Here is a 25,910-nt window from a genome sequence, read left to right as displayed (position 1 = left end):
TGGCTAAGTCCAAGGGCGGTTTACGGGAACTCCAAAGCCTAAAATCTTCCATCCCGTGACCCACAAAGCACGGCCCCTGATGGTTCGGGACTAGATCCCCTCGCAAAGGTCTAAAGTCTAGTGAATTAGTGCCCTTTTTGATCCCCTATCGTATGGGTTCTCGGGATAACACGACCTAAAACTGGCTTAAGAACCGCAACCTAGTCATAATAGAGGATCCAGGAACTAGACCATCCAGTTAGTAATGCCTGTCAAAAGAAGCTAGGACAGATTTCTGCATTGGGATTGATATCTGCCTGAGAAACCCTAGGGAACTTACCCTACTACCCTCTATACCGACAGGGGAGAGAAAGGACTAGGTATCTCATCGGTCGTTTTGGGGAGTAGTGGAAAGTTAAATCTCAAGTTTACAAGGGTTGTTTTAGGAAAATCTATGCCAATAGATAGAGGTTATTTTCTGCTTTTTCCTCTTGTTTTCCTTTTTCAAGCGGGATTGATAAATTTTTCTTTTGATTCACAAGTATTTTAGATGAATTATATCATTTTAGTTGATGGCGATCGGTGTAGTTTTTTCGGGAGAACCTGGGTAAACTCATGTATAGAGAGTTTCTCACGCGATCAACTCTCTAGCAGGACGTTTTATCCAAAGGAATGCAGGTGTTTACAAGCTGATGTAAGAAGTTTAAGCCTGAAGCTCGCCAGCAGAAATCAGGGATTCTACCATTGAGACTGATCCTTCTGTTCAGAGGCTTTGGCTGTAAAAATCAATCGGCGATCGCTGTATGCGTAGGTTTCTGTCTACCCTTCTAAGTGTTTTTGCTGATTGCCAAACTTGTATTATTGTTGTAACATGAAGATAGGGGCTTGCCCCTAACGAAGGAACATCACTCTGTAGAGAGGGACAGATGCTCTTTGAGTGAACCCTACACCTTCAAACCCAGTCCAAAAGGAAAGGAGACTCATACACTCACAGCGGTATGCATTTGCGAAGAAGCTAGACTTAAAGTTTTTCTAAAATTTATACCCTTGCCTACTCCCACAGCAGGATTCAGGTCAAGAAAAGTAGATGGTAAACTCAGTCTACCAAGTAGCAAGCTCTCTCATTCAGTGGGGGAAACCCCCCGGTTACCCGGGTTTAAAAGTACGGAGATTGCCCTGCTTAACACGCTGTCAAAAGCGAGTGAAAGGGTGCACGATCTGTAAATAGAGGAGAATATCGTGGAAGTAGATTGGCACAAAAGACCTAAAACTAGAAACGCGATCCTAGAGGGTTTCAGGGTTAAAGCCTATCCCTTAGTTTCTCAGTTGAAATCTTTAATCCCTCGTCTTTCACTTCCCTTAGATTGGACCGCTCAAATCCTCGTTGACCCGGGAAACGGGAATATTAAGGAAACTTTAATGTGACCAGGACTGACTTTCATCTCAATAACCCTTTACTCAATTGTAGATCTGACATAAGATAGAAGAAGTCAAAATCATAACGACTTTGAGTTGACTAGGCATCACCCCGGTCTGGTGCAGCGAAGAAGCCCCCCCGAACAGGCATCTGTAAGGCGCTGACCCCAATCCCGAGGAGGATGTAACCCAGTCAGTGAGACCAAACCGCGAAATGCTACCCGTTGAGTGGGGCGAGTGCTTGCTACGCATAAGAATGTATTTCGTTTGGAGAACTGCAAAATGCCCACAATCAAATCTCGGCCAACGACTGTTAAGCAAACTTATATGGGCGCACGACAAAGCGATTCTACGGATACCATTCGTTCGTATTTACATGAAATTGGTCGTGTGCCACTGCTGACCCATGAGCAAGAAATTGTCTTTGGGAAGCAAGTGCAGCAAATGATGGCGTTTTTAGAAGCCAAAGAAGCGCTAGAAAAGAAGCTCAAACGCGAACCTACGGAAGAAGAATGGGCCGAGGCGGTTGGACAAAGCGTCGCAGAGCTCAAGAACTTGGTCAAAATCGGTCGGCGATCCAAGCAAAAAATGATTGAGGCGAACCTGCGCCTGGTGGTGGCGATCGCCAAGAAATACCAGAAGCGCAACCTCGAATTCTTGGACTTGATCCAAGAAGGAACCCTCGGATTAGAGCGCGGTGTAGAGAAATTCGACCCGATGCGGGGATATAAATTCTCCACTTATGCCTACTGGTGGATTCGTCAGGCGATTACTCGGGCGATCGCCCAGCAAGCGCGCACCATCCGCCTGCCCATTCACATCACCGAGAAACTCAACAAAATCAAGAAAGTGCAACGGGAACTCACCCAGAATTTAGGGCGGAGTCCTTCTCCTTCCGAGATTGGCGAAGCACTGGAGTTAGAACCGGCACAGATTCGGGAATATCTGTTAATGGCACGTCAGCCAGTTTCCCTGGATCTGCGAGTGGGAGATAACCAGGACACCGAACTGCAAGACCTCTTAGAGGATGCAGAAGCTTCTCCAGAAAATTACATCACTCAAGAATTGCTGCGGGAAGACTTAGAGAGCCTTTTGGCCGAACTCACCACTCAGCAGCGCGATGTGATTATTTTGCGATTTGGGCTGAAAGATGGCCGGGAATTGTCCTTAGCTAAAGTCGGCGAAAAGCTTAATCTCAGTCGCGAACGAGTGCGCCAACTAGAACATCAAGCTCTCGCGCACCTGCGGCGCAGACGAGCGAATGTCCAAGAGTATTTAGCCAGTTAATCTATGGCTAATAGCACTGGGCTATTGGCGTTGAAGATGCGGAAGGGGATCGATTGAAGGTCCCCTTCTGTGTTTTTTTGGGGAGAATTGGGGGATGGGGGATGGGGAAGATGGGGGAGAATTGGGAGAATTGGGGGATGGGGGAGAATTGGGAGAATTGGGGGACTTACAAGAGGAGGGTTTTTACGCTCATGGTGATTTGCCTTATTATTAAGTACACTTCCGGTCCCCTCCCCTTGGCAAGGGGAGGGTTAGGGTGGGGTTCCCTCCGCTTAAAATGTAACCCGATCGCGTAAGCGTTCTGATAGAGTGGGACCAATGCCGGAGACTCGTTGCAAATCCTCCACTGAAGTGAACGGTTGCTGCTGTCTGGTGGCAATAATCCGAGCAGCTAAAGCAGGGCCAATTCCGGGTAACTCTTCTAACTCCTGCTGAGTCGCTCGATTCACATTGATTCGCGCTGATGGAGATAATGCGGGAACCGGACTGGGGGAGCCACATTGCTGAATCTGCTGTTGGATTTTGGCCTCTTGGTGGGTGGGTAACCCTAAATAAGCGGTACTATACAGTCGTTCAAACTCTCGTTTGAAATGGGCAGCAACGAGGGGAGAATCAATGACCAAGAGGGTCTCATCATTGCGAGAATTAGCGGCGGCGGACCAGTTATGAGACCCGGTGATTACGATGCGATCGTCCAAGAGGCCAAATTTATGATGGAGGCGATCGCCTGGAGGTAACTGGGGAACCCCCACCGTATCCAGAGGAGTAGACCAAGGTTGGTTGCCCTGATCATACTGACAATTTTGATTGGGTAAAGCCACCCCCATCATGTCCAACCCTTCGCTATAACTGCGATAGGCAAAACTCGAATCAATCAGAGCACGGACCCGGACCCCAGTGCGATGACGCGCGTACAGTGTATCGCTTAACTGCTGTTTTGAGAATACAAACAGGGCGAGATCCACGGATTGAGTAGCTCGGTTCAATGTATTGGCGATCGCCCCATTGACACTCTGCGCCCAAGGAACTCGCGCCCCCGTCGGGGCAAATTGCACCCCCACGGAACTGGCCCCCAAATTTACTGACTGCTTGGGGCGAAAGGGTTTTTGCACTCCAAAGAGACTATCCGGGTTACCGCCTGGGCCATCCCCCCACATGAGGTTAAACTCTTTTTGGAATAAACCGGCTAATTCGGGACTGTCAATTTTGAGTAAATTATTAGGATTGCCCCGACTGGTATCTGAGAGAAAATCTCCGTGGATGTCACTGGTGGTAAAATTAGCCGAAGTAACAATCACCGTGCGACCATCGGCGATCGCAAATTTGTGGTGCATTAACCCGCTGCCCTTGGAACCATCTGCCGTATCATCAATTCTCGGCACTCCAGCATTTTTTAACAGGACTAACGCATCGCCTTGGGCGATTTCCTCTGGACTGAGGGAACCATCCTCGTTGCGATCAATTAGGTGACGCCACTCTTCATACCGAGCTTTGCTGCGTTCATCCAAACGGGCAACTTCCTGCGTTGTCAACTCACTCAGGGGTTGGTTATAGGTATTTTCCAAAATCACCCGGACCTTAACACCTGCCTGATGCTTAAGCGCGAGGGCCTGGGCAATGTGGGGTAACTGCAATTCCTGAACTGCCACATCCACCGTAGATGTCGCGCCCGTGATTGTATCTACAATTAACTGTTCTAAATTATCCCCCGGTCGAGTGATCCCTCGGTAAGGCTCTGGGTACTCCAGGACCTGATTCTGGTTAAAATAAACCGCTACAAAGGGATCTTGCGGCAGGGGTGGAAGTCGATGGAGGATGGGTTGAATTTCTTTGCAACCGCTTCCGCTCAGGCCCAGGGTCAGCAGAAGCAGCGCCCGAAGAAGGGCTAAGAATCTAGGGGATTGTGGGGTTTTTAGTAGGATCAGCCGTAGGAGCATAAGACCCGACAAAGGAGATGGGGGAGAATTGGGAGATGGGGGAGAATTGGGAGATGGGGGAGACTTTAGGAAAAAGTATTGGGGGAGAGTAGGGAGGGTTAACGCATGGTAGAATTGCAATCTGTTGAAAAAGATTTGTCCATCGTCTTCGCCCTCCTTGTCCGGCATCATAGCATTCAGGATTGGTTATTCAACCCTTTCGAGGGGAGGATCCATGTCAACAAATTTTTAAAGGTTCAATTCATCCGTTGAACGTGCAGGGATTTGGTTGACTTAACGGATGTCTGGTGATGGCATAGAAATATGGCCGAAATTAGGTTTCGACTCGGGGATGAGGGTAACATCCGAATCTATGGCTTACTGAAGAAGTTCGTGCAACGGGAAACAGTTGGCATGGACCAGAGGCTATGGGTGGAGGATAAGCTCTCATCGCGAGTTGAAGTTGGAGGTTTGGGCCAGACAAACCAACACCAGTGTTTTATGCCGAGAAGAAAAAAAATCTTTCCATGCGGTCACAAGGGTTATGGTCAAGTTTGTCACCGTTGCGCCCAAGATCAAGAGGCCGAGGAGCAAGCGGTACGTTCGCTGGCGGAAAAACGACAGCAAAAAATGGAATGGGAAGCGTCTTTTGACCATGACCCGATTGATTTGAGAGAGTTACCCGATTACGTGGTTCACAAAGCCCGAAATATTATTGAGGGACTCAATGAACGGCGAAATTATCGAGAGTTTGGCGGAAAGCGCCTCCGTCACAATCGCTGCATTATCAGCATCCCAGTTACCCGAAACTATCGGATGATCTGCCGAGAGGAGGGGAATGTTACGATTCCCGAATCGGTATTGTCACATGAAGATTACAATGTGTGCAAGCCAGGGAGTTAAGGGTGCTGAGGGAATGGAGCGTGAATTCTCGATCGCACCTTATGAAAAGATTGATAAACTGCTTAGGTGACGATCGCCAGTTCTACCGGGTTATGGAGTCAGGCTCTTAGACCGATGAAGAGGCGATCGCTCCCTCAGTCGCTGCTGGATCAAGGCTCACGAGAGATTAGCCCTGTAGCGGCTTATCCTCAAGCTCAGTAACTCATGCAAATCTATTTAGATTACAGCGCCACCACCCCGACGCGACCCGAGGCGATCGCCGCCATGCAAGACGCCCTCACCCAAAATTGGGGCAATCCTTCGAGCATTCATGAATGGGGACAAAGAGCGGCAACGGTGGTGGAAAAGGCTAGAATGCAGGTCGGAAGTCTCATCAATGCACCCGCAGAGGGGATCAGTTTTACGGCGGGAGGAACGGAAGCGGACAACCTGGCTATCATTGGGGTGACTCGTCACTATCAAACCCCCCAGCATTTGATTATTTCTAATGTGGAACATTCGGCGGTGAGTAAAACCGCAGAGTTGCTAGAGCAATGGGGATGGCAGGTGACGCGGTTGCCGGTCGATCGCCTGGGACGGGTGAATCCCGAGGACCTGAAATCTGCCCTACGCTCAAATACGGTGTTAGTGTCGGTGATTTATGGACAAAGTGAAGTAGGAACGGTGCAACCCATTCAAGAATTGGGGGCGATCGCTCGCGCTGCTGGGGTATTATTTCATGTGGATGGGGTGCAGGCTGTCGGGCGATTGCCGGTGAATGTGCAAGAATTGCCGGTGGATTTTCTCTCCCTCTCTAGTCATAAAATTTATGGTCCTCAAGGGGCGGGGGCGCTGTATGTCCGGGAAGGGTTAGAACTGGTTCCTTTGCTGACGGGAGGGGGACAAGAATCGAATCGGCGATCGGGGACTCAGGCAGTACCTGCGATCGCCGGATTTGGGGTGGCAGCAGAATTAGCAATGGAAGAAATGCCAACGGAGACCCCGAGATTAATTCAATTGCGCGATCGCCTGTTTGATTTATTGGCAGATACCCCGGAACTCATCCCAACGGGCGATCGGCTACACCGCTTACCGCACCATGTTAGTTTCTGCCTACGGGAGGATGCTCATAGTCGAGGGAGTCACCCCATCTCCGGCAGGGCGATCGTCCGTCAAATGAACCTCGCAGGAATCGCCATCAGTTCCGGATCCGCCTGTAGTAGCGGGAAACTCAACCCCAGTCCCGTCTTATTAGCAATGGGATACAGTCCCACGGAAGCCACCGCTGCTGTGCGCCTCACCCTAGGACGACACACCACCGCAGCCGATATTGACTGGACTGCAATAGTCCTCAAGCAAGTTTTAGCCCGACTAATGCCCGAATTAGCCTTAGCTAGACTTTAATTTCTCGGGGTGATTTTTTCTGCCTTTTTAAACGGAGAAAACTAGGATTTTGTACAACCCTAAACCTTAGAATTTTGGTAAAATTCTCGATTGATCCCCGCAAGTCCTCTTTTTAAGAAGGGCTTTTTAAAAATTGATAAAAAGTCTATAATCAAGCCAGGTAAAAATCATGTTTATAGGGTCGATTGTTCACCTTAAAACTTTGAGTTGTGATACCCAATCCGCTAAAAAAAAGTCATTGGTATAGACTAGCCCGCCTGCACAGGCTTCATCGGGAATACCCGAACCTTGAAGGGGTAGGGGTGTTCTGTATAAACGCTTTTAAAGACCTCTGGCGTTGATTGCATAGAGATTTTCCTCGAATGAGGGATAGTGAAAAATGCGGGATAGTTTTTATTTTTTAGACTTGGGATTAGTTTTAATTTTAGAGTGTTGCTCCGTCACATAAGCCAAGGTTTTTTGGGCATCAGAGGCCAGGGTTTTCTCGGGGATATCTGTAATATGCCACCAGGCATAGATGAATCCTGCGGCTACACCCCCAACCACTCCAAATAAAATACTCAAAGGAGTGGAATACCCCAAAAAACCAAACATCACCATAAAAAATATCCACATTTTAACCCCAAAAGATATTCCTTTTTCTTTGGGTGATTTGGGCGGTTTTTTGAAAGTTGCTGTTGCTTTTTTATCTTGCAAGTTTGTCATACAATTGCTCCGAATTGGGAGAGGTGGAAAGGTGTAAAATTAGGAATTGATGTGGGTGATAAGTGGGTTTAATTGAGCCTCGATATCGCCGGTAGTGTCGAGGGATGTAACGTAGGGAAGTTCGTCCTCACAAAACGGTTCGGCAGTTTGTTGCTGAGTGTCGAGGAGATCCGCAGTGGCATCGGCGATATCGTCTTGGCGGTGATTGAGCCGATCGCGCAAAACAGCGATCGGGGCGGTACAATGCAAAATCGCCAAGGGCAATTTACCGTCTCTCGCAGCAGCGATCGCCGTTCTGCGCAACCCTTGCCGGTCATATTTGGCATCCAAAATCACCGTCCATCCCTCACTTGCTACCCTTATCCCCAACTCCAACAATCTTGCATAAGTCTGGGCGGTCATTTCTGGTTTGTATATCTCACTACTCCCCGGAGATTGGAGGGGAATCCCCGCCAAATGCTTTCGGACTGCATCTGAGCGGATATGAATCGCCCCAGTTGCTCTAGCCAATTGTCGGGCGATCGTGCTTTTTCCCGAACCGGATAAACCAGACATTAAAATCAATCGCCCTTGGCGAGGTTGGGTGTACTGCCATGCTAATTGATAATAATCGGCGGCTGTTTGCCATGCTTTTTGCTTCTCATCCTCCGCAATGTTGGCATCATCTAACATCAACGAGGTCACTTTAGCGCGGACATACGCCTGACGACTTAAGTATAATGATAGCACTTGCAACCCTTCCCAGTCGCCGGTTTGTTCCAAATAAGTATTTAAAAACCCATTGGCGAGGTCCTGCCGTCCCCGGGCTTCCATATCCATGACGGCAAAGCCGATATCATACATCACATCCACAAATCGAAAGGCTTCGTTAAATTCAATGCGATCAAAGAGCAGAATCTGATCATCCCATCGGGCAATATTTTTTAAATGTAAATCCCCGTGACATTCACGAATTTTATCCGTTTGCATTCGCTGCTCAAAGTCAGAGTACCGTTCAGCAAAAAAGCGATCGCTGTAAGCTTTAGTATCTTCAAATTGCTGACGGGTTTGGGGTCCATCGATATAGGCTTGAGATTGCTGATAATTATTTTCGATCGCCTCCCGGATTTTAGCGACAGTTCCAAAACGTTTAATATAATCACTCGTCGGCGTTTGCTGATGGAACTCAGCCACAATTTTGCCTAATTGTTCCATTTGTTCTTGGGTGATTTGATCCTGTTCAAATTGATTAATTAATAAAGCTTCTTGAGGGAACTGCCGCATTTTTAATGCATATTCAATCGGTTCCCCTTTGCCATTCAGTTCTAGGTGACTGCCGTTTTGAGTTACTGCCACAACTTCCAAATAGAGCTGAGGGGCAATCTGTTGGTTTAATCGCAACTCTTCTAAGCAAAAATGATGGCGTTTTTCCAGAGTGGAGTAATCTAAAAAGCCAAAATTAACCGATTTTTTGACTTTATAAACATAGTACCCCGTCAGCAACAGAAATGAAGCGTGGGTTTGTATCAAGATGATGGGTTTTTGCACCGGATGGGGGTAAAAGTCTCCCTGCATCATTTCGGCGATCGCCTGGGGAAGTTTAACCTGACTCATGTTGTCCTCCATTGGGCTCAATTCTGCGCCGGGAAAGCGGAAGGACAAATGCTTTCAGTTCATCCTTCCTGCTTTTGCGATTATCCTTCTAGGAGCGATCGCGTTTCTTCTTTCGATAACCGAGGTCCGTAGGTGGTGACAATCCGCGCCGCTGCTTTAGCCGCTAATTGTCCCGCTTCGGCATCACTCATGCCATGAGTAATCCCATATAAAAAGGCTCCAGCATACATATCTCCCGCACCAACAGTATCGATCGCCTGGACAGAAATCGCCGGAATTTCAATGAGTTTTTCTCCATCAAAAATGATAGAGCCTTTTGCACCCAGGGTAATTGCAAAGCGTTTGGCGAGGGTTTTTAAATGGGTGACTGCCCCATCAATGGTATCCGTTTCCGCCATTGTTAAAGCTTCACTTTCATTGGCAAAGATAAAATCAAGGCCGGGTCCAATCATATCCAACAAACCCGATTTAAAGAACTTCACCATATTTATATCTGAGAGTGATAGGGCAGTTTTCACTCCCGCTTGACTGGCAATTTCTCGGGCTTGAATCGCCGCCGTTTGTCCTGTGGGGGAACTGACGAGATAACCTTCAATGTAGAGATATTCCGAGGAAGCAATCGCCTCGGGAACCAGTTCCGTGGTTCCAAAACTGCCCGTAATCCCTAAATAAGTATTCATGGTGCGATCGGCATCCGGGGTGACGAACACCAGACATTTTCCCGTTACTCCTTCCGGGCGAGTTTGATGTTGTAAGTTGGTCTCTACCCCGTTGCGCAGGAGGTCTTCCAGATAAAACGTACCCGTTTCATCATGGGCAACTTTACAGGAATAAAAGCCTTTACCCCCAAATTGACTGACCGCGATAATGGTATTAGCTGCTGAACCGCCACAGCTTTTTTTACAAGGGCGATCGCTGAATTGTTCCAGAAGGGAATGATGCCGATCTTCCTCGATTAAGGTCATCACTCCTTTTTCGATTTGCATCTGGGCCATGCGTTCGGGGGATATTTCATATTCCATATCCACCAGGGCATTCCCAATACCATAAACGTGATAATTGCTCATGAATTTGTTAGTTTTTACGACGATTAGGGAGAATAAATTTTGGCTTAAACCCTACGATACAAAGCAAAAAGGAAAAAGGCAACAGGGAGTAACCTGCCTGCCTTTTTCCTTTTATAAAATCAGAGGTTGGATTGTCGAAACCCCTAGAAAGGATGCGATCGCCCCGGATCTGCCTGCCGCCACGGATAAAACCGTTGCCTTGGGCGAAGAATATCTAGTTCCAGGGACTCGCCAAAGAGCACAGACTAAAATAGAACTACGCAGTGGCTCCTTGTTCAGCACCTTCTTCGTCGGTGGATTTATCGGTATTTCTGGTTTGGAGAATCGTCAAAACAATGCGATCGCCTTCCACATGAGCCGTTACCCCTTCCGATAAGGGAAGTTCGCTCACGTGCAACGCATCCCCTAGTTTAAGGTGGGTAATGTCAATTTCAATAGAATCAGGGATATTGTCCCGGGTGCATTGAATGGGGAGTTCGGTCATCACCACATCTAAGACGCCCCCTTCCTGGGTGACCCCATAAGGTTCTCCCACCAAATGGAGAGGCACCACCAAATCCAAGCTGGTTCCTGCCGACACGGCAAAAAAGCTGATGTGGTAAACCGAGGTTGATTTCCAAGGATGAGTCTGAACTTCTCTGAGGATGGTTTTGCCTTTCCAGGAAAGGTCAGGGATATTGAGATCCACCAAGGTATTGTTGACTGAGGCTTCTTTGAGCAATTTCTCAGCAACTTTGGCAGGAATCGTCAGGCTAATGGATTCGGTGCCTTGATGACCATACAGGGAAGCCGGAATCAATCCTTCCCGTCGCAGGGCCTTGGGTTTGCTTCCTTCGTGGCGTTTTTGGCATTCAACGATGACTGTCATGTTAGGTGTTACTCGTTAGGGGTTAGCGATCAATGATGGATCGGACGTTGTTCACAGTTTAACCCGAGGGTCCGGGAAAAACGCTGCAACCTCCTATTTTATCAACAGCGGGGACAGATATTCAAGCCCGCTGGAGATATTGGTAGGTTTCGTTTTCTACACAGCGGCGTAATTCATGCAGTTTTTTCAAGGGATAGGTCAGTTTTTGATAGTCCTCTTTAGATGGGGTCTCTCCCAGGTTTTCAATGATTTTTTCACTTTCTAGGATAATCGCATCCCGCAGAAAATACTTGAGAAGCTGGGAATTTTCTGGATCGAGTTTAATCAACAACAGTTCTTCTTTTTCTTCTATTTCAATCACCGTTGGGTCAGATTTGCCTATCCTGGAAAAGTTCGTATGAGCCAACTACTCAAAAAAGTCTTCTTTCATCTCTATCGTATGCGATTCTTGACCTTCTGGGTAAAAGCTGATATCTAACATTAGCTTTCCTCTTGAGATGTAGATTCCATAAACTCTGTTTCTGGAACATTTTCAGCCCAAGCTATCTGCACTTTATCCAATAATTGTTTGATATTGGGTGAAATAGTTAAGGAATTAGAATCGTGAGAATTGCCCTTAACAGAAAAAGGGGGCTATCCCCCTTTTTCTGTATTTTAGATAGTCAGGATTGAGGATGTCAAACTGGAATTTAGACCGGAGTGCCGTTGGCATCCAAAAGACCGCGTTTGGGTCCGTGGATGGGGTCCTCAACGATGATGGTTTGGTCGCGACTGGCCCCAATGGAGACCACAGCGATCGGGGCCGCCATCAATTCGGCTAAATATTTGAGATAGTCTAACGCTTGCTTGGGTAAGTCTTCCAAGGTCCGACAGTTAACGGTAGATTGCTGCCAACCCGGAAGAGTTTCATAAATGGGTTTACACCGCGCAAACAGACGAGAACTGCTGGGGAAATTATCGCAGCGAGTGCCATCAATTTCATAGGCAACGCAGACTTTAATTTCGTCGAGTTCGTCTAAAACATCGAGTTTGGTAATGGCGAGACAGTCGATGCCGTTAATGCGGACTGCATAGCGACCGATGACCGCATCAAACCAGCCACAGCGGCGTTTTCGGCCTGTTGTTGTTCCGAATTCTGCACCGCGATCGCACAGGACATCTCCGATTCCCTCGGTCATTTCTGTGGGGAAAGGCCCTTCACCCACCCGGGTTGTGTAAGCTTTCGCGACACCAATCACGCGATCAATCATTGTTGGGCCGACTCCGGCTCCCACACAGGCCCCACCCGCTACGGGGTTGGACGAGGTAACATAAGGGTAAGTCCCATGATCGAGATCGAGTAGGGTCCCTTGCGCTCCTTCAAATAAAATATTACGCCGTTCCTGAACCGCGTCATAAATTTTTAGGGAGGCATCGACCACATGAGGGCGCAGGCGTTGAGCGTATTGCTCATACTCGTCGATCACTTCTTCCGGGTCAAGCGGAGGCAGATCGTACAATTTTTCCAAAATCACGTTTTTATAATTAATCGTCCAATTGAGTTGCTTGCGCAGCCCCTCGGGATCGATTAAATCTAAAACCCGAATCCCAATCCGTTCGGATTTATCGGCATAAGTCGGGCCAATTCCGCGCCCGGTTGTCCCGATTTTGTGGTTTCCCCGACGCTCTTCCGATGCCTGATCGATGAGGCGATGGTACGGCATGGTGACATGAGCCGTCTGGGAAATCATTAGGTTCTGGGTAGAAATGTTGAGCGCTTCGAGGCGATCGAGTTCTTCAATTAAAGTTTTTGGATCGATTACCGTTCCCGAACCAATGATACATTCGGTTTCTGGATAAAGGATACCAGAGGGAATCAGGTGCAGTTTGAAGGTTTGGTCCTTGACTACTACCGTGTGACCGGCGTTGACCCCCCCTTGGTAACGGACTACAACATCTGCCGATTTGCTCAACAGATCGGTAACTTTGCCTTTTCCTTCATCGCCCCACTGGGCACCGATTACAACGACGTTAGCCAAGGGTCTTTTTTGCTAAAGTTTACACAATCGACAATTATCACCAGATACTGTATCTCTTGTCAAATTAATTTTTGTTAAATTTCCGTTTCCAAAAAACCACACTAAAATATAACGTAATGGGCTTGACTCGGAGTGCATCTGTTCGATAGGCTAGATCTAATTAGCTCTCCGAATTCATTGACCCCTCACCTATCCACAAGAGGAGAAGCTGCTGTGGCTTTATATGCTGAACTGCACCGACATCTAGGAGGTTCGGTGGTGCCTCGTGTTCTGTGGCGATACTTTCAGCGTCACGATCGCGAACTGGCGTTACGCTTTCCCGAATATCCTGTGTTTGAAGCGTTTTACACCAAACCCCGGGATACTCTCGATGAGTATTTAGAACTCCACACCCTCGTTGAAAGTGTCCAAAGCGTCGAAACCCTCCCCTATTTTATCTATCGGTTGATTCGGGGGGCCTATATTTTTGAAAATCTGGCCTATTTAGAACTCCGTTATACCCCGTACTTGCGGACTCCCCATGATTTGAGTCAATCTCAGCGGATCGATCGCATGGCAGAGATTGTGGAAGTTGTCGGCAAGGCGTCTCAGTTACCCGAATATCCCATCGTCACCCGCCAAATTCTCTGTATGCATTCGCGATTACCCGAGGAGGTGAATCGGGCGATCGTGGATTTAGCGAGTCAGATGCCTTGTTATGTCTGTGCGATCGATGTAGCGGGAGGGGACAATCATTATGGCGATCGCCTGGATGAATTTGTCAAACTCTACGCCTATGCCCGTAACCTGGGTATAAATACCACCGGCCACCTCTACGAAACCCCCGACGGATGCCATCCGGAACTCCTCCCCTACTTAATGAGAATCGGACATGGAATTCAAATTCCCTTAAAACATCCGGAATTATTACCGGAAGTCGCCCGTCGGGGACAATGTTTAGAAGTCTGTCCCACCACTTATTTTAAAACCGGAACTCTCAAGGAGATCCAGGACCTCAAAATCATCTTTGACCGCTGTTTTGATGCCGGGGTTGATATTGCGATTTGTACGGATAATGCTGGCTTACATGATATGCGCTTACCCTTTGAGTACGAAAGTCTATTAACTCAGGATATTATTGATTTTCACCAGATGCAAGCCTGTCAGGAAGCGGCGTTTCGTCATGCTTTTGCATGGCCTTATCAGCACCCTCCAGCCGAAATGTTAACGGATTTGTTGAAACCGGAATCTATCCCCGTCATGCCCGTAGTTTAAAGTCAAGAATTTCCTTCTAATTCAGGGTGGACTCTTCATCAATTAGGCCCCAATCGGGGCTTTTTTGTGAGTCAATGAGTAGATTGACGGGGGTGGGTGAGTTGCGTAATTGGCTAAGGTCTAAGTCTATCTTGACAAAGGAGCGATCGGCCTCTTATCATTAAAAATAGGGGAGTTAGGGAAAAATTCCGTCAAATTCTTTCTTGTTAATTACCAAACCTTATAAAATCAGCCCCTTTAAAACTCAATCAATTCACTCGAACCTAACGGGTTAAGAGATCATGGCTCGCGAAAAGAAACAACCCAGTGGATGTGGATGTGCAAGCATTCCGTTTTCGGTAATTCTCCTAATTTTAGGGGGTGGTTATTTTTTATTCACCCAGCGGGAATATTTGATTAGTCGATTGATACCTGATGATATCAGAGAACAGATTTCCGTAGAAATCAGTCGATTTATTCCCCAGGATTTACAACAAAAAATTCCTTTTCTGAATGCCTCTAAGCCATCGGATGAAGTGACTCAGAATTTGCCCGAGGCTACCCCAATTTTAGAAACCTTACCACCACAATCCCAGTTACCGACAGCCCCAATTTCTAATCCATCTCCTCCAACGTCAACTGCTGCCCTTAAACCGCCAGCCAATTTACCCGAAAATCCCATAACCCCCTCCACTCCTAAAAGTCCTTGGGAAAAAAAAGCGATTCGAGGCATTTATTTTAGTCGCTATCAAGTTACCAATAATGCGACGGAAGAAACAATTAGAGCCAGGGTGCGGTATTATCGCGATCGGGGAATTAACACCCTAATTCATGGGGTTTGGGGAAATGCCTGCACCATGTACAAAAGTGCAGTTATGCAGGCCAAATTTGGCTATGAGAGTTGTCCCAATGAGTTTGAGGATAAATGGCTGGATTGGCTAATTGACGAAGCGCATAAACATGACATGGAAGTTCATGCGTATTTTGAGAAAGGCATTAAAATAGACGAAAATAGTCCGGCCTTCAATTTAGCCGTTCAGCGGGGGTGGATTGTTCCGGGAGTGGACCGCACCCATCCCGGCGTTGACCATTATGTTTTGAATGTTGGCATTCCCGAAGTTGCGGAATTTTTTACCAATATTTTGGTCGAGTTTGTCACGAAATATCCCCAAATTGATGCGGTGCAGTTGGATGATTATTTAGGGTATCATGCTGAGTTACCCGGTCAAGTCGATCGCACCCTGGAATTAACTAACTTTGTCAAAAGTGCGATCGCCGCAACAAAAGCCGCCAATTCTTCCGTGAGTTTTGATATTTGTCATCATAATCCCTATTGGGCCAAACGCTACTTTGCAGCAGATTGGGAAAACTGGGGAGTTGATCGGGTGTTTATTCAAGTCTATGCCGATGAAAATTTCGCACAGGAACTCCCCTATGTAGAAGCTTATGATGGCATTTCCATTACCGAACGGCAATTTAATCGCTTAGAAGAATTAGTCAGAAATCCGAAAGTTGACAATATTTTGTTATTTCCCCTTTCAGGGCAACCGGAAAAAATGGCCGATGAGGTCAACCGTTTGACGGGTAAGATTAAGTAGGCAAGAACAGAAGGTAGTGTTTCCACTTCAGCGAGATTCACAGCGTACAAAAATATTCGCCCCATTTCAGTTGAACACCCGGTCCCGAATCAATGCATTCAAAGGTTTGAACGCGCCCATTAATCAAACCAAAAACATGATGCCATCCGGAGTTATTAGAGGCTAGTTTGACAGCACTTACGGTTTCACAATTTTGAATTAATTGGTCACTGATATTTTGCATGAACTCGACTGAAGACAGAATTGTACGCTGTCCGGGCCCACCCACTAACACAACCAGTTCATTCGGTCTGGTTGCGAGAGGAGATAGAGCGTTATTTTCGAGAATTATTCGCGATATAAAAGTGTTTGGGACATTGTTTAGGGTATTTTTGACTTCGGATAAACTTTGATGGCAAGCATTACTCACCGAGTCGGTGGTTTGAATGAGAAAATCCCCTCGGACCCAACCGACTGCGCCGGATTCAACAAAGCGAATTTGATGCCAGCGATACTTGTAAATATCTGAATAATTTTCGGCTTGTGAGTCTAAAAGTTCCACGCGATCGCCGACCACCCCATAGTGCAGCGCACTATATTCTATCCCCGGACCACTCCGAATATTAATTTGAGTTCCTGGGTTTGTCGTCAATAGCCCCATTTCAGGCAATTGAGCCAGGTAAGAGGGCAAATTAGATGACGAAAGAGGGGAAGAAAGGTTTTTAGCCCAACCTAAGTCAGCAACTGTGCTAAATATCAATCCGATAAAAATTGGGATTCCATATTTTAATTTTCTGGTTATCATTCGTTTCATTCCTTTTGGTTAATGAATCGGCTGTAAATTCTCAGAATTTGATACGGAATTCGGTTGTAACGGCTTCTGCCTGCCCCAATCGCCAGGGTTGGGTACAGCCTAGGGTAATCCCAACGGCGATCACCAAGGTGATGACTCGGTGGATTTGGGCAATATTTCCCTGGCGGTAGGGACTGTGGGAACTGAGTTTTTGAGACTTTAAATTCCTCTTCACTCTCTCTACTTTAAATGATTCTTATCATAATTCACCTCTTAATTCAGGGCAAGGGTAACTTGGCTCATGCTTCTCATCCCCTTGTCCGGATCTCTCAACTGGGGAGAGTCGGACCGAGAGGAAATAGGGAAAATTCATAGGATATAGAGTGCCAAATTTTATGGGTTTATTCGGGATGAATGGGGAGGGAAATCGAAAATTCTGTTCCCTTTCCGGGGATAGAAACGCATTCGAGTTTTCCCCGATGTTTTTCTACGATGATTTGATAGCTGATGGATAAGCCTAAGCCGGTTCCGGCCCCGACAGGTTTGGTCGTAAAAAATGGGTCAAATATTCTTTGTCTAATTTGCTCAGTCATGCCGGTGCCGTTGTCGCAAATTTTGATTTCAATTTGGTTTATCCCCTTGCGGGTTGTTTGAATTAGGATGTAAGGAGCAGAATAGGTGGTGGCGATGGTTGCATCGGATTCTGGCTGAGTGGCACTTGGTAAAAAGGCTGGATTTGGTTTCAGGTTATTGTTTTTTAAGGGGCGTTCTAAGGCATCGATCGCATTACTAATCAAGTTCATAAATACTTGATTGAGTTCGCCGCCATAGCATTCGATTAGAGGTAAGCTATCGTAGTCTTTAATAATTTTAATCTCCTCCCGTCCCGGTTTAGCTTTGAGGCGATTTTGGAGAATTAACAGGGTGCTGTCGATGCCTTCATGAAGGTTAACGGCTTTCATTTGCGATTCATCTAACCGGGAGAAGTTTCTTAAAGATAGGACGATTTCGCGGATGCGGTTGGCTCCGACTTTCATGGAGGATAAAAGTTTGGGAAGGTCATCAATGATAAATTCTAAATCGATTTCTTCTATGACGTCTTGAATTTCGGGGACGGGTTCTGCATAGTGGGTTTGATATAATGCTAATAAATGGAGTAGGTTGTGGATATATTCGTTGGCGGGTTCAATATTCCCATAGATGAAGCTAACGGGATTATTGATTTCGTGGGCGACTCCTGCGACCATTTGACCGAGGCTGGACATTTTTTCGGTTTGAATAAGTTGGGTTTGAGTTTTTTGCAGTTCTCGTAAGGTGTGTTGGAGTTCTTGAGCTTTTTCTCGGGCATGGCGGGCGGAGTCGGTGGCGCGGGTGTAGAGTTCGGCTTGGGAAATGGCGATCGCCACTTGATTGGCGATCGCTTTGAGGAGTAACAGTTCGCGATCGCTCCATCGCCGAGGTCCCTGACAGTGACCACAACTGACTAAGCCAATTTCCCCATTCAGGGTTTGAATGGGTAATGCCACAAATGCCTCATAACCCCAGGTTGTTTGTAATTTTTGGTAGTCGGGATTCTGGGATTGCCTCACGTCGTCTACCTGAATGGTTTCCCGGTTCAACAGTTGAGCCATTAGGGAACTGTCTCGATCGGTAGGATAGTATCCTAAGAGGCTGGTTAAGTCCGGGGTGTGAGATTCTTTGACGACTTCCCAGCAAGGGGACAGGGTAGGAGTTGCACCATTGTGAGAAGCCGGGGAGGTTCCTAACCCTTGAGGACGATACCAGATAAATAAACAGCGATCGACCTGCAATAAGGACCGGATTTCGCTCACGGCAGTTTCCAGAATGGTATCGATTTCTAGGGAGTTCCGGATTTGGTCTGTGAGTCGGTTAATTAAGGCTTCTTGTTTGGCGAGTTTCCGATAGCGTAATTCCGATTTCCGTAATTTAGCGTCTGCTTGTTTGCGATCGGTTATATCGCTGGCGATGCCATCGATCCGTAGGGGATTGCCGTCGCGATCGCGGACTACCCGGGTGCGTTGCCGTAACCAGCGGATTTCTCCTGATGGTCTCACAATGCGATATTCTAAATCGGTAGTGCCGGTTTCCAGGCTTACTTTAAAAGCTAAATCTACCACGGACCGATCCTTGGGATAAATTACTTCTTGCCAAAGATTGATGTTTTCAAAAAAGGCTGAAGAAGGTCGGTGGTATATCGTTTCTACTGCGGGACTCAAATAAAGCACTTCTGAGGTGATTCCGGAAACGGACCAGACGACATCATCGATGGACTGTAAAATGCCATTGAGTCGTTCTTGGCTTTGATGCAGCGCCTCTGCAACTAACTTACGTTCTAGGGATTCCCGTTGCAATTGTTCTAATGCTTGCCTTAACTCAAAGGTCCGATTTTGGACCCGCGTTTCTAGTTCGTCATTGGCTTGTTGTAAAGCCTCCTCCATGCGCTTGCGTTCGGTGATGTCGGTAATGGTTCCCACATAATCCCTGCCGTTGCAATCTTTATCACCTTGGCAGACCGCTTGGCCCCAAACCCATCGTTCAGTACCATTTTCATGCAAAAACCGAAACTCTGATTGGAAGGGTAATTGCTGTTTTACAGACTGATTCCATTCCTGGATCACCCGATCGCGATCGCCCGGATGAATCGCCTCAAACCAATCCCCGATTTTAGCTTGGGTTTCCGTGAGTCCAGTAATTTGAGATAACCGCTCATTTAAGTACAAAAACTGACCCGTTTCACTCATGCGGAAGATGCCCACAGGAGAAATAGAGGCTAACATATGATAGCGATATTCGCTCTCTCGTAAGGCAGCTTCGGCTCGTTTTCGCTCCCGAATATCTTGGGCTAAACAGACGATCGCCTGAATTGCCCCGCCTTCTTCTCGCATCACTGATGCAGAGAAATAGACGGGGATAATCTGTCCATCTTTACTCAATAATTCTACTTCTTTTCGACCAATTAAACTATTGGCTACTCCGGCTTGAGTCGCCAATTCATCATAGGTGATCCGGTCTTTCAAAAGAGTGCTGATAGACCGTCCTAATAGGTCACTGTCATCTTCGTAACCCAGCAAAAATAAAGTTGCAAAATTAAAATCTCGAATCGTTCCATCTGGGTTTAAAATAATTAAAGCATCAATCAGAGATTTGAAAATATTATCAACATAGTGCTTAGATACTGTTTTTTTGATGATTTCATCGGCCATGTGATTAAACGCATTGGCTAAAACACCGATTTCACTGCTACTGTTGATATGAACGCGGACATCTAATTTACCTTGTCCAATGGCAATGGCGGCATTTTTGAGCTTAATAATCGGTTTGGCAATATTTTCGGCTAATAGCAATCCCAAGCTAATCGCTAAAAGTGCAATTAAAATAATTAAAGTTAAATTAACAAAATTTGCTTGAAGAGTTTGAGTTTTTATTGATTGTTTTTCTTGTCGAAGTTGCTCAATAGATTGAGTAATTTCATAATTAATTTTTTCAGTAAAAATATCTTCTAAGTTTTCTAGTTTTTCATAGTTTTCCAAAATTAACGGGGTAGCTTGTTCTTCAGTAATTAGCTGAATAATGTCTTGAGAAATCTGGTTAATTTCATCTGTAATTTTATGAATTTCATTGAGAAACTCTTTATCCTTTCCAGTAAAGAGAGTTACTTCCTCTAATTGCCCAATCCAGGTTTTTAGATTTTGATAGGCTAGTTGATACTCCTCGGTTTCTTCCTCTAGGAAACTAGAGGCATTGTTCGGGGGTTGACCCAGGCGTGCTAATTCCGATTGGAGTAAAGCGTAGGAAGTGACTTCAGTGATCATTCGCAAAGAAGTGACTTTGATTTCCTCAAGGGCCACAATTCGGGGAATTTCATGGGTAGAAATTTCCTCGATTCTTTTACTGATCTGTTGGTTGGATCGGACATGAGTAATGCCTAAAAGAGCGACAACGGCGGTTAATCCCAAAAAACTGGAAACTAATTTGGTTTGTAACTTCATCTTTTTTTGAACGAAGAATAAAAATAAAGGGAAATATACGAAGCATTAATCTAGGAAATGGACCCAACTGGGCGAATGAATTGATCCGAATCAAGGTCGGCGATCGCTCTGGGGCCTCCCCGGGTAGAGTAACCGGCAAGGCGCTTTTATAGATACACCTGGGTATAGCAGAACCAAGAGACAGCTTGGCGATCGCGTCTCTATTTGTGGTGATGCCGAAGAACTCCTCCCTTGATTCAGGACAATTGCCTAAGAACCTGAAAAGGGGTTCATTCATCCTTCCTGACTCAGAAGGGGAGAGGTGGTTGGTGCTACCCTATTCTAAGAGTTCCCGTTTGACCTGTTGGTTTGACTAGAATGTTTTTATTTCTTTCCAAGCTGCTTCCTGTCTTCATTTACCCCCTCGGACTCAGTTGCTTATTGATGTTGGTTGCATTAGTAACCCTCTGGAAACGTCCAAAATGGGCATCGGTGGCGATCTCCTCAGCGTTGGTGATTTTGCTCTTGAGTAGTAATGGATGGGTTGCCAACGGTATTGCCCAATCCCTGGAGTGGCAGAATCTACCCTCTGGGGAACTCCCCAATGCATCGGCAATTGTTGTATTAGGCGGCGGCATCAAACCGGCAATTTACCCTCGTCCCTGGGTGGATGTCAGTGAAGCAGGCGATCGCGTCCTTTATGGGGCCCAACTCTACAAGCAGGGAAAAGCACCTCTCGTTATTCTCTCCGGGGGTCGCATTGACTGGAAAGGCGGAGGACCACCGGAAGCCGAAGACATGGCCTACATTGTAGCCGCAATGGGAGTCCCAACTTCCGCAATTCTCCTGGAATCCAACTCCCTAAATACTTATGAAAATGCGGTGGAAGTCCGGAAACTCCTAGAAGCCCGAAATATTGAAAAACGGGTGTTACTCGTCACCTCCGCCACCCATATGCCGCGATCGCTGAAGATCTTCAAACGTCAAGGGATCGAAGCCATTCCTGCACCCACGGATTTTCTCATCTCCCAACAGGAACTCGATGAACTCACCGAATCCTGGCAATCCGTCACCCTGAACATTCTCCCCGATGCCTCTCGCCTCCAACAAACCACCCAATCTCTCAAAGAATATATTGGCACCCTCATCTATCGTCTCAAAGGTTGGCTCTAAAGCCACCCCTTGTCAGGAATTGCCGAAATTTGCCCCCCTGCCGGTCCTTTCAGCCAGATGTTAGAATACAAAAACAGTTGTCCTAGAGCATCGGTACTATTTTAGATTCCAGGGACAAACAACCAGGTTTCTAGCCCCAAGTTCAGTTACGAATTCCCCAAAATTTTGTACAGAAACCCGGTTGCAAACCCTTGAACTACCGACAACGCCCTAGGATATCGGAATTGTGCTTAGAAAGCCGGGTTTTTTATAAAATTCAGGCATTTTTTGTAAGCCATTAAAACAGAAACTTGGTTTCTAGTTCCCTGAATTGAATACTAATCCGAAAGGCTTGGGGTGATAAAAAAGATTTAGGTAAAAATAATTATGATGCTTCCCAACGAGTTTCCCCAGGGTGCGCCCATTCCCCAAGATGTGGCTGAAAATTTAGAATCGGCGCAAGTCACTCGGCAATTTTATCATGAACTAGAATATCGTCAAGCCTTTGAGGGATATTGCCAGTGGTACTACCAAACCGCCGAACGTCATCGCCAAGAGGTGCAAAAAATGCGGGGCGATCTTAATATTCTCGGCTGGTTTAACCGAAAAAAATAAGCTTCGTTGTTTTCAATTCCCCCTTAGCAAGACCGCTAAATGCTAAGGGATTTTCCTAAAAAAAGTTCTGGATTAGAGGTCTTAACGAATTGCCAAAGCCCCCCTTGTCAAGGGGGGGTTGGGGGGATCTCTGATAGAAGATGTTATGTTTTGGAGTTCCCTAATTCAGTCAGCGGAGTTCACACCGAGTCAGTTGAGCTTTTATTCAAGGGCTTCTATCTCATCTTCGCGGAAATGGGCTTTAAACTTTTTGTCAAACTGAACATAGACGGGCAGGTTAGCACTAACGGGTCTCCCCTGCCATTCCGTAACAATGCCGATAACTTCGCCTTCTTGACCCTTGACATCATAGGGTTCATTGCGATGTTCTGGACTGTGGTAAACGATAACCGACTTTGTGATGCGGACGCGATCGCCAACTTTCATAGATCTCTCAAATTCTAATGTGCTTCTCTTCTCTTTCCGACTGCACGGACCAAAAGTGCAGGGTTTCAGTATCTTATCAAACAGCCTTTCCCTTTGGGAGATGGGGGATGGGGGATGGGGGAGAATTGGGGGATCGGGGAGATGGGGGAGAATTGGGGGATCGGGGAGATGGGGGAGAATTGGGGGATCGGGCAGATGGGGGATGGGGGAGAATTGGGGGATGGGGGTTTTATTCTTGTTGTTGTGGGAAGATTCTTTCGCGGAGTTGGGTGAGTCCTCCTGAGTCGATTTGCCACCAGGCGGCGAAACCGATCGCTGCGCTGATGAGGGTGACGGAGGCTAGGAGGGCGATGGTTTGGGCTAACGTTAATCCGGTGCGATCGCCCTTGGACTGGCGACGAGGGCGGCCCGGGGATGGGTCTTCCTCTTCATAAAGGAGGGCTTTAGAGGCATCGGAGAGTTCATCCTCAGATAATCCCGCCGCAGGGAGTTGATTGGGGTCGAACAAGACCAGTTTTTCTGGGGAGATGCGGCAATAGGAGAGGACGACGGAAACGTTATCGTGTCCGTTCTTTTCATTGGCGAGGTCTACCCACCATTGGGCCGCTGTTTCGACGGAAATTGCCCCGCTAAACAGATCATGGGCACAATCAGACCAAAATTGTTCAACGCGATCGTTATCGCTTAATCCATCGGAACAGAGTAGCAGCAAGCCATCTTCTTCTACGACAAACCGCTGAATTTGGGGGCGCAATAGGTCTCCTTCCCGGGTTCCGAGGGCTTGGGTAAGCGCCCCTCCGTCCCGTCTACGCACGGATTGGGAATAAGGGGCGCGACCGAGGCGGACCTCCCGGGAGGCGACATCATCATCGACCGTGAGTTGTTGACAAGAGTGGGGCGTAATCCAGTAGGCGCGACTATCGCCAATATGAACAACATAGAGTTCATGGGCGTTGGCAAATTCTTGACCCGTGGGGGTGGTGACTTTTTGGGGAAGTTGCAGGGTCATGACTAGGGTGGTCCCCATGCGCTGTCGTGACGCCCGTCCTTGTTTGTCATTTTGGGCGGCGATCGTGTTGTTGACGACGCGCAGAATGGCTTCTAGTTGTTCGCTGACGACTTCGGGCATGGCGAGGCCCGGTTCTTCGGCGATTTCCCGCATGAGGGCTTGAATGGGCAGTTTGAGGGCTTGAACGGCCAATTGACTGGCGACTTCCCCGCCTTCATGTCCTCCGACGCCATCACAGACAACGGCTAAGTGATGGAGGAGGGGATGGGTATGGGGTTTATCAATTTGGGCGATGTCGTGGAGGGTGGGATAGCAGGAATCTTCGTTATGGTGGCGATTGGGTCCTGAGTCGCTGACTCCGGCGACGCGCACACGGAGGGGGAGTTGGGCGGTGAGTTCGAGGAGGAGTTGGTTGACTTGGGGGGCGATCGCCTGGAATTCGGCATTAGGACGGCGCATTTGTTTCCCAATTTCTTGGAGGCGATCGCCCACTGGGGCGGCCACTTTTCCCGCCCAAGTTAACCAGTGATAGCCTAAATCTTGTAAATCCGGTTGGGTAATTAAACTGGCATCACCATAGAGTTCACGCAACCAGACGCGCGACCCTTGGACCCGGATATTATCGGCTTTGAGTAAGCTAGAGGCGACGCCTAATTCGAGTAAGGGTGTCCAGAGTTGCAGAATTTGCCATAACCAATAGACTTGGCGAACTGGGGCAGTCTGGGGCCAGAGTTCCAACATTCCCGGATAGAGGGTGGCGGTTTTTCCATCAACAGGGACATTATCGAGTAATAACAAATTGGCGGCGTTGGGTCCTTCCCCGAGGGGACAAAACCCATAGACCTCGGGAATATGAAGGCGATGGGGATATAATTTAAGATAGGCCACAATCGCCTCGGGTAATGTCTCTGGAACGAAGGGGGCCAAGGCGGGTTGAGTATCGAGCCAAATTTGGGGACTCACCACACGGTAGCGATCGCCGATGAGTTCGCCAATGGGATACCCGGCTGCTGCGGAACCCACCGCCCACAAGTAGCGATACAGCAAGGGAGTTTGACAAGCATCACAGAACCGATTTCCTACTGGGTTTTCGGGCTGGGTACAGGTTGGATTTAAACAATAGAGTGGCTCAGAACTGCTCATAATCTCTGCGTGCAATGACAGTATGAAAAGAAGTCGATCGTTCCTGGCGATCGGTCCAAAGCCAGCCTACACTGGTTGTAGCTACTCCAAACAGCCTCGACCGCTACAATACCGCCAGTCGTAGAACGCCTATGGCGAGATTTTTAGGACTGGATGGACTAGGGGTCGGTGGATTGGCAAGGAAGACCCCATTAATTTTATCCCGAACCCCGTCCAATCGGCGATCGCGACCGGAAGACAATCTCGTAATCTATCTTAACCTTGGAAGAAGACGCTATGGCACTTGACCCCATCTCTGCCATTCTCCTGTTTTTCAGCCAGCTTAATCCGGCGGTTTTATGGTTAGCCGTTGGCATCATTCTCTGTGCAATGGAACTGGTTCTCCCCACTGCCTTTGTGGAATTTCTGCCCGGAGTCAGCGCCTTAATTGTGGCGGGACTTTCTCTATTTATCCCCAATTTTTTCATTCAGGTGGTGTTATGGGTGATCCTTTCGGCTGTCTTTATTTTCCTTTCTAGCCGGTTTTTGTCCAAACAAAAAGTACCCCACTCTCTAGCAGAGGCACAGGAGGCGCAAACTTTAACGGCAATCCCTCCGGGAGAGGCAGGACGGGTGATCTATGATGGGAACTCTTGGCGGGCTAAATGTTCGGATCCCGAACAGGCGATCGCCCCCCATCAACCTGTGTTCGTTGTCGGACGCCAAGGGAATACTTTGATTGTCATTCCAGAGCATCTTTTACAGTCCTAAATTCAGCCGAAATAGACGGGTAGGGATTTTCAATTCCCCAGTAGCAATCAGTCAGCATCACTCAGAGGCGATCGGGTTAACTTGACCG

The 25,910-nt window shown here is 47.4% G+C and carries 21 protein-coding genes; 9 read left to right on the top strand and 12 right to left on the bottom strand.

The window, feature by feature from the left end; translation table 11 throughout:
- Nucleotides 1-1,677: 1,677 nt before the first annotated feature.
- Nucleotides 1,678-2,682 carry an RNA polymerase sigma factor, RpoD/SigA family gene (locus NG796_RS00250; protein ID WP_261203909.1) on the top strand — a complete coding sequence of 335 codons (1,005 nt, stop codon included), beginning with the start codon at nucleotides 1,678-1,680 and terminating at the stop codon, nucleotides 2,680-2,682.
- Between the two features lie 272 nt (nucleotides 2,683-2,954).
- Here the strand turns inward: NG796_RS00250 and NG796_RS00245 are convergent, their stop codons facing one another.
- Nucleotides 2,955-4,619 (bottom strand): phospholipase D-like domain-containing protein, encoded by a 1,665-nt coding sequence (locus NG796_RS00245; protein ID WP_261203908.1) that lies wholly within the window; start codon nucleotides 4,617-4,619, stop codon nucleotides 2,955-2,957.
- Nucleotides 4,620-5,099: 480 nt separating this feature from the next.
- Here NG796_RS00245 and NG796_RS00240 point away from each other — a divergent pair, with 480 nt between their 5' ends.
- Complete coding sequence (locus NG796_RS00240; RefSeq protein ID WP_261203907.1) at nucleotides 5,100-5,501, top strand: hypothetical protein; 402 nt, start codon at nucleotides 5,100-5,102, stop codon at nucleotides 5,499-5,501.
- A 204-nt stretch (nucleotides 5,502-5,705) separates the two neighbouring features.
- Nucleotides 5,706-6,884, top strand: a complete 1,179-nt coding sequence (locus tag NG796_RS00235) for a cysteine desulfurase family protein (protein WP_261203906.1) — start codon at nucleotides 5,706-5,708, stop codon at nucleotides 6,882-6,884.
- 393 nt (nucleotides 6,885-7,277) lie between these two features.
- Here NG796_RS00235 and NG796_RS00230 read toward each other — a convergent pair whose 3' ends face one another.
- The 6 genes from NG796_RS00230 to NG796_RS00205 form a co-directional block, all read right to left on the bottom strand.
- Complete coding sequence (locus tag NG796_RS00230) at nucleotides 7,278-7,589, bottom strand: hypothetical protein (protein WP_261203905.1); 312 nt, start codon at nucleotides 7,587-7,589, stop codon at nucleotides 7,278-7,280.
- A gap of 39 nt (nucleotides 7,590-7,628) precedes the next feature.
- Complete coding sequence (locus tag NG796_RS00225) at nucleotides 7,629-9,182, bottom strand: AAA family ATPase (RefSeq protein ID WP_261203904.1); 1,554 nt, start codon at nucleotides 9,180-9,182, stop codon at nucleotides 7,629-7,631.
- 80 nt (nucleotides 9,183-9,262) lie between these two features.
- Nucleotides 9,263-10,249, bottom strand: coding sequence for an adenosine kinase (locus tag NG796_RS00220; RefSeq protein WP_261203903.1), 987 nt, complete (start codon nucleotides 10,247-10,249; stop codon nucleotides 9,263-9,265).
- Nucleotides 10,250-10,505: 256 nt separating this feature from the next.
- The gene (locus NG796_RS00215; RefSeq protein ID WP_261203902.1) at nucleotides 10,506-11,117 is read right to left on the bottom strand and encodes a 50S ribosomal protein L25/general stress protein Ctc; all 612 of its coding nucleotides are present in this window, start codon (nucleotides 11,115-11,117) and stop codon (nucleotides 10,506-10,508) included.
- Between the two features lie 121 nt (nucleotides 11,118-11,238).
- The gene (locus tag NG796_RS00210) at nucleotides 11,239-11,523 is read right to left on the bottom strand and encodes a hypothetical protein (protein WP_261203901.1); all 285 of its coding nucleotides are present in this window, start codon (nucleotides 11,521-11,523) and stop codon (nucleotides 11,239-11,241) included.
- A gap of 283 nt (nucleotides 11,524-11,806) precedes the next feature.
- Complete coding sequence (locus tag NG796_RS00205; protein WP_261203900.1) at nucleotides 11,807-13,135, bottom strand: adenylosuccinate synthase; 1,329 nt, start codon at nucleotides 13,133-13,135, stop codon at nucleotides 11,807-11,809.
- Between the two features lie 213 nt (nucleotides 13,136-13,348).
- On the opposite strand from NG796_RS00205, the gene NG796_RS00200 reads away from it, so the two are divergent.
- Together NG796_RS00200 and NG796_RS00195 are read left to right on the top strand one after the other, a co-directional pair.
- Nucleotides 13,349-14,389, top strand: coding sequence for an adenosine deaminase (locus NG796_RS00200; RefSeq protein ID WP_261203899.1), 1,041 nt, complete (start codon nucleotides 13,349-13,351; stop codon nucleotides 14,387-14,389).
- A gap of 281 nt (nucleotides 14,390-14,670) precedes the next feature.
- Nucleotides 14,671-15,966, top strand: coding sequence for a family 10 glycosylhydrolase (locus NG796_RS00195; RefSeq protein WP_261203898.1), 1,296 nt, complete (start codon nucleotides 14,671-14,673; stop codon nucleotides 15,964-15,966).
- Between the two features lie 37 nt (nucleotides 15,967-16,003).
- Here the strand turns inward: NG796_RS00195 and NG796_RS00190 are convergent, their stop codons facing one another.
- The 3 genes from NG796_RS00190 to NG796_RS00180 all read right to left on the bottom strand — a co-directional run bounded on the left by NG796_RS00190 (nucleotide 16,004) and on the right by NG796_RS00180 (nucleotide 20,748).
- On the bottom strand, nucleotides 16,004-16,750 hold the full coding sequence (locus NG796_RS00190) for an SH3 domain-containing protein (protein ID WP_261203897.1): 747 nt from the start codon (nucleotides 16,748-16,750) through the stop codon (nucleotides 16,004-16,006).
- Between the two features lie 40 nt (nucleotides 16,751-16,790).
- Nucleotides 16,791-16,973: a hypothetical protein gene (locus tag NG796_RS00185; RefSeq protein ID WP_261203896.1), complete on the bottom strand. Its 183-nt coding sequence runs from the start codon at nucleotides 16,971-16,973 to the stop codon at nucleotides 16,791-16,793.
- Nucleotides 16,974-17,139: 166 nt separating this feature from the next.
- Entirely contained in the window at nucleotides 17,140-20,748 is a 3,609-nt protein-coding gene (locus NG796_RS00180) for a PAS domain S-box protein (protein WP_261203895.1), read from the bottom strand.
- 357 nt (nucleotides 20,749-21,105) lie between these two features.
- Between NG796_RS00180 and NG796_RS00175 the strand changes: the two genes are divergently transcribed.
- Both NG796_RS00175 and NG796_RS00170 read left to right on the top strand, forming a co-directional pair.
- On the top strand, nucleotides 21,106-21,900 hold the full coding sequence (locus NG796_RS00175) for a YdcF family protein (RefSeq protein WP_261203894.1): 795 nt from the start codon (nucleotides 21,106-21,108) through the stop codon (nucleotides 21,898-21,900).
- Nucleotides 21,901-22,266: 366 nt separating this feature from the next.
- Nucleotides 22,267-22,494, top strand: coding sequence for a hypothetical protein (locus NG796_RS00170; protein WP_261203893.1), 228 nt, complete (start codon nucleotides 22,267-22,269; stop codon nucleotides 22,492-22,494).
- A 201-nt stretch (nucleotides 22,495-22,695) separates the two neighbouring features.
- Here NG796_RS00170 and NG796_RS00165 read toward each other — a convergent pair whose 3' ends face one another.
- Nucleotides 22,696-22,920, bottom strand: a complete 225-nt coding sequence (locus NG796_RS00165) for a ferredoxin-thioredoxin reductase variable chain (protein WP_261203892.1) — start codon at nucleotides 22,918-22,920, stop codon at nucleotides 22,696-22,698.
- A 229-nt stretch (nucleotides 22,921-23,149) separates the two neighbouring features.
- Nucleotides 23,150-25,072, bottom strand: a complete 1,923-nt coding sequence (locus NG796_RS00160) for a protein phosphatase 2C domain-containing protein (protein WP_261203891.1) — start codon at nucleotides 25,070-25,072, stop codon at nucleotides 23,150-23,152.
- A 131-nt stretch (nucleotides 25,073-25,203) separates the two neighbouring features.
- Between NG796_RS00160 and NG796_RS00155 the strand changes: the two genes are divergently transcribed.
- Both NG796_RS00155 and NG796_RS00150 read left to right on the top strand, forming a co-directional pair.
- Complete coding sequence (locus NG796_RS00155; RefSeq protein ID WP_261203890.1) at nucleotides 25,204-25,359, top strand: hypothetical protein; 156 nt, start codon at nucleotides 25,204-25,206, stop codon at nucleotides 25,357-25,359.
- The gene (locus NG796_RS00150) at nucleotides 25,349-25,822 is read left to right on the top strand and encodes an NfeD family protein (RefSeq protein ID WP_261203889.1); all 474 of its coding nucleotides are present in this window, start codon (nucleotides 25,349-25,351) and stop codon (nucleotides 25,820-25,822) included. Before NG796_RS00155 ends, NG796_RS00150 begins: the two co-directional genes overlap by 11 nt.
- The last annotated feature ends 88 nt before the right edge of the window (nucleotides 25,823-25,910 follow it).

It is taken from the genome of Laspinema sp. D2d, assembly GCF_025370755.1.
Classification (GTDB): Bacteria; Cyanobacteriota; Cyanobacteriia; order Cyanobacteriales; family Laspinemataceae; genus Laspinema.
The sequence above is the reverse complement of the archived record's forward strand: the minus strand, read 5'-3'. Positions and strand labels throughout refer to the sequence as shown.

Excerpts from the sequence above, each read along its gene's own strand:
- NG796_RS00250 (WP_261203909.1), top strand. The coding sequence starts at position 1,678 with ATGCCCACAATCAAATCTCGGCCAACGACTGTTAAGCAAACTTATATG.
- NG796_RS00245 (WP_261203908.1), bottom strand. The coding sequence starts at position 4,619 with ATGCTCCTACGGCTGATCCTACTAAAAACCCCACAATCCCCTAGATTC.
- NG796_RS00240 (WP_261203907.1), top strand. The coding sequence starts at position 5,100 with ATGCCGAGAAGAAAAAAAATCTTTCCATGCGGTCACAAGGGTTATGGT.
- NG796_RS00235 (WP_261203906.1), top strand. The coding sequence starts at position 5,706 with ATGCAAATCTATTTAGATTACAGCGCCACCACCCCGACGCGACCCGAG.
- NG796_RS00230 (WP_261203905.1), bottom strand. The coding sequence starts at position 7,589 with ATGACAAACTTGCAAGATAAAAAAGCAACAGCAACTTTCAAAAAACCG.
- NG796_RS00225 (WP_261203904.1), bottom strand. The coding sequence starts at position 9,182 with ATGAGTCAGGTTAAACTTCCCCAGGCGATCGCCGAAATGATGCAGGGA.
- NG796_RS00220 (WP_261203903.1), bottom strand. The coding sequence starts at position 10,249 with ATGAGCAATTATCACGTTTATGGTATTGGGAATGCCCTGGTGGATATG.
- NG796_RS00215 (WP_261203902.1), bottom strand. The coding sequence starts at position 11,117 with ATGACAGTCATCGTTGAATGCCAAAAACGCCACGAAGGAAGCAAACCC.
- NG796_RS00195 (WP_261203898.1), top strand. The coding sequence starts at position 14,671 with ATGGCTCGCGAAAAGAAACAACCCAGTGGATGTGGATGTGCAAGCATT.
- NG796_RS00190 (WP_261203897.1), bottom strand. The coding sequence starts at position 16,750 with ATGATAACCAGAAAATTAAAATATGGAATCCCAATTTTTATCGGATTG.
- NG796_RS00180 (WP_261203895.1), bottom strand. The coding sequence starts at position 20,748 with ATGAAGTTACAAACCAAATTAGTTTCCAGTTTTTTGGGATTAACCGCC.
- NG796_RS00175 (WP_261203894.1), top strand. The coding sequence starts at position 21,106 with ATGTTTTTATTTCTTTCCAAGCTGCTTCCTGTCTTCATTTACCCCCTC.
- NG796_RS00170 (WP_261203893.1), top strand. The coding sequence starts at position 22,267 with ATGATGCTTCCCAACGAGTTTCCCCAGGGTGCGCCCATTCCCCAAGAT.
- NG796_RS00165 (WP_261203892.1), bottom strand. The coding sequence starts at position 22,920 with ATGAAAGTTGGCGATCGCGTCCGCATCACAAAGTCGGTTATCGTTTAC.
- NG796_RS00160 (WP_261203891.1), bottom strand. The coding sequence starts at position 25,072 with ATGAGCAGTTCTGAGCCACTCTATTGTTTAAATCCAACCTGTACCCAG.
- NG796_RS00155 (WP_261203890.1), top strand. The coding sequence starts at position 25,204 with ATGGCGAGATTTTTAGGACTGGATGGACTAGGGGTCGGTGGATTGGCA.
- NG796_RS00150 (WP_261203889.1), top strand. The coding sequence starts at position 25,349 with ATGGCACTTGACCCCATCTCTGCCATTCTCCTGTTTTTCAGCCAGCTT.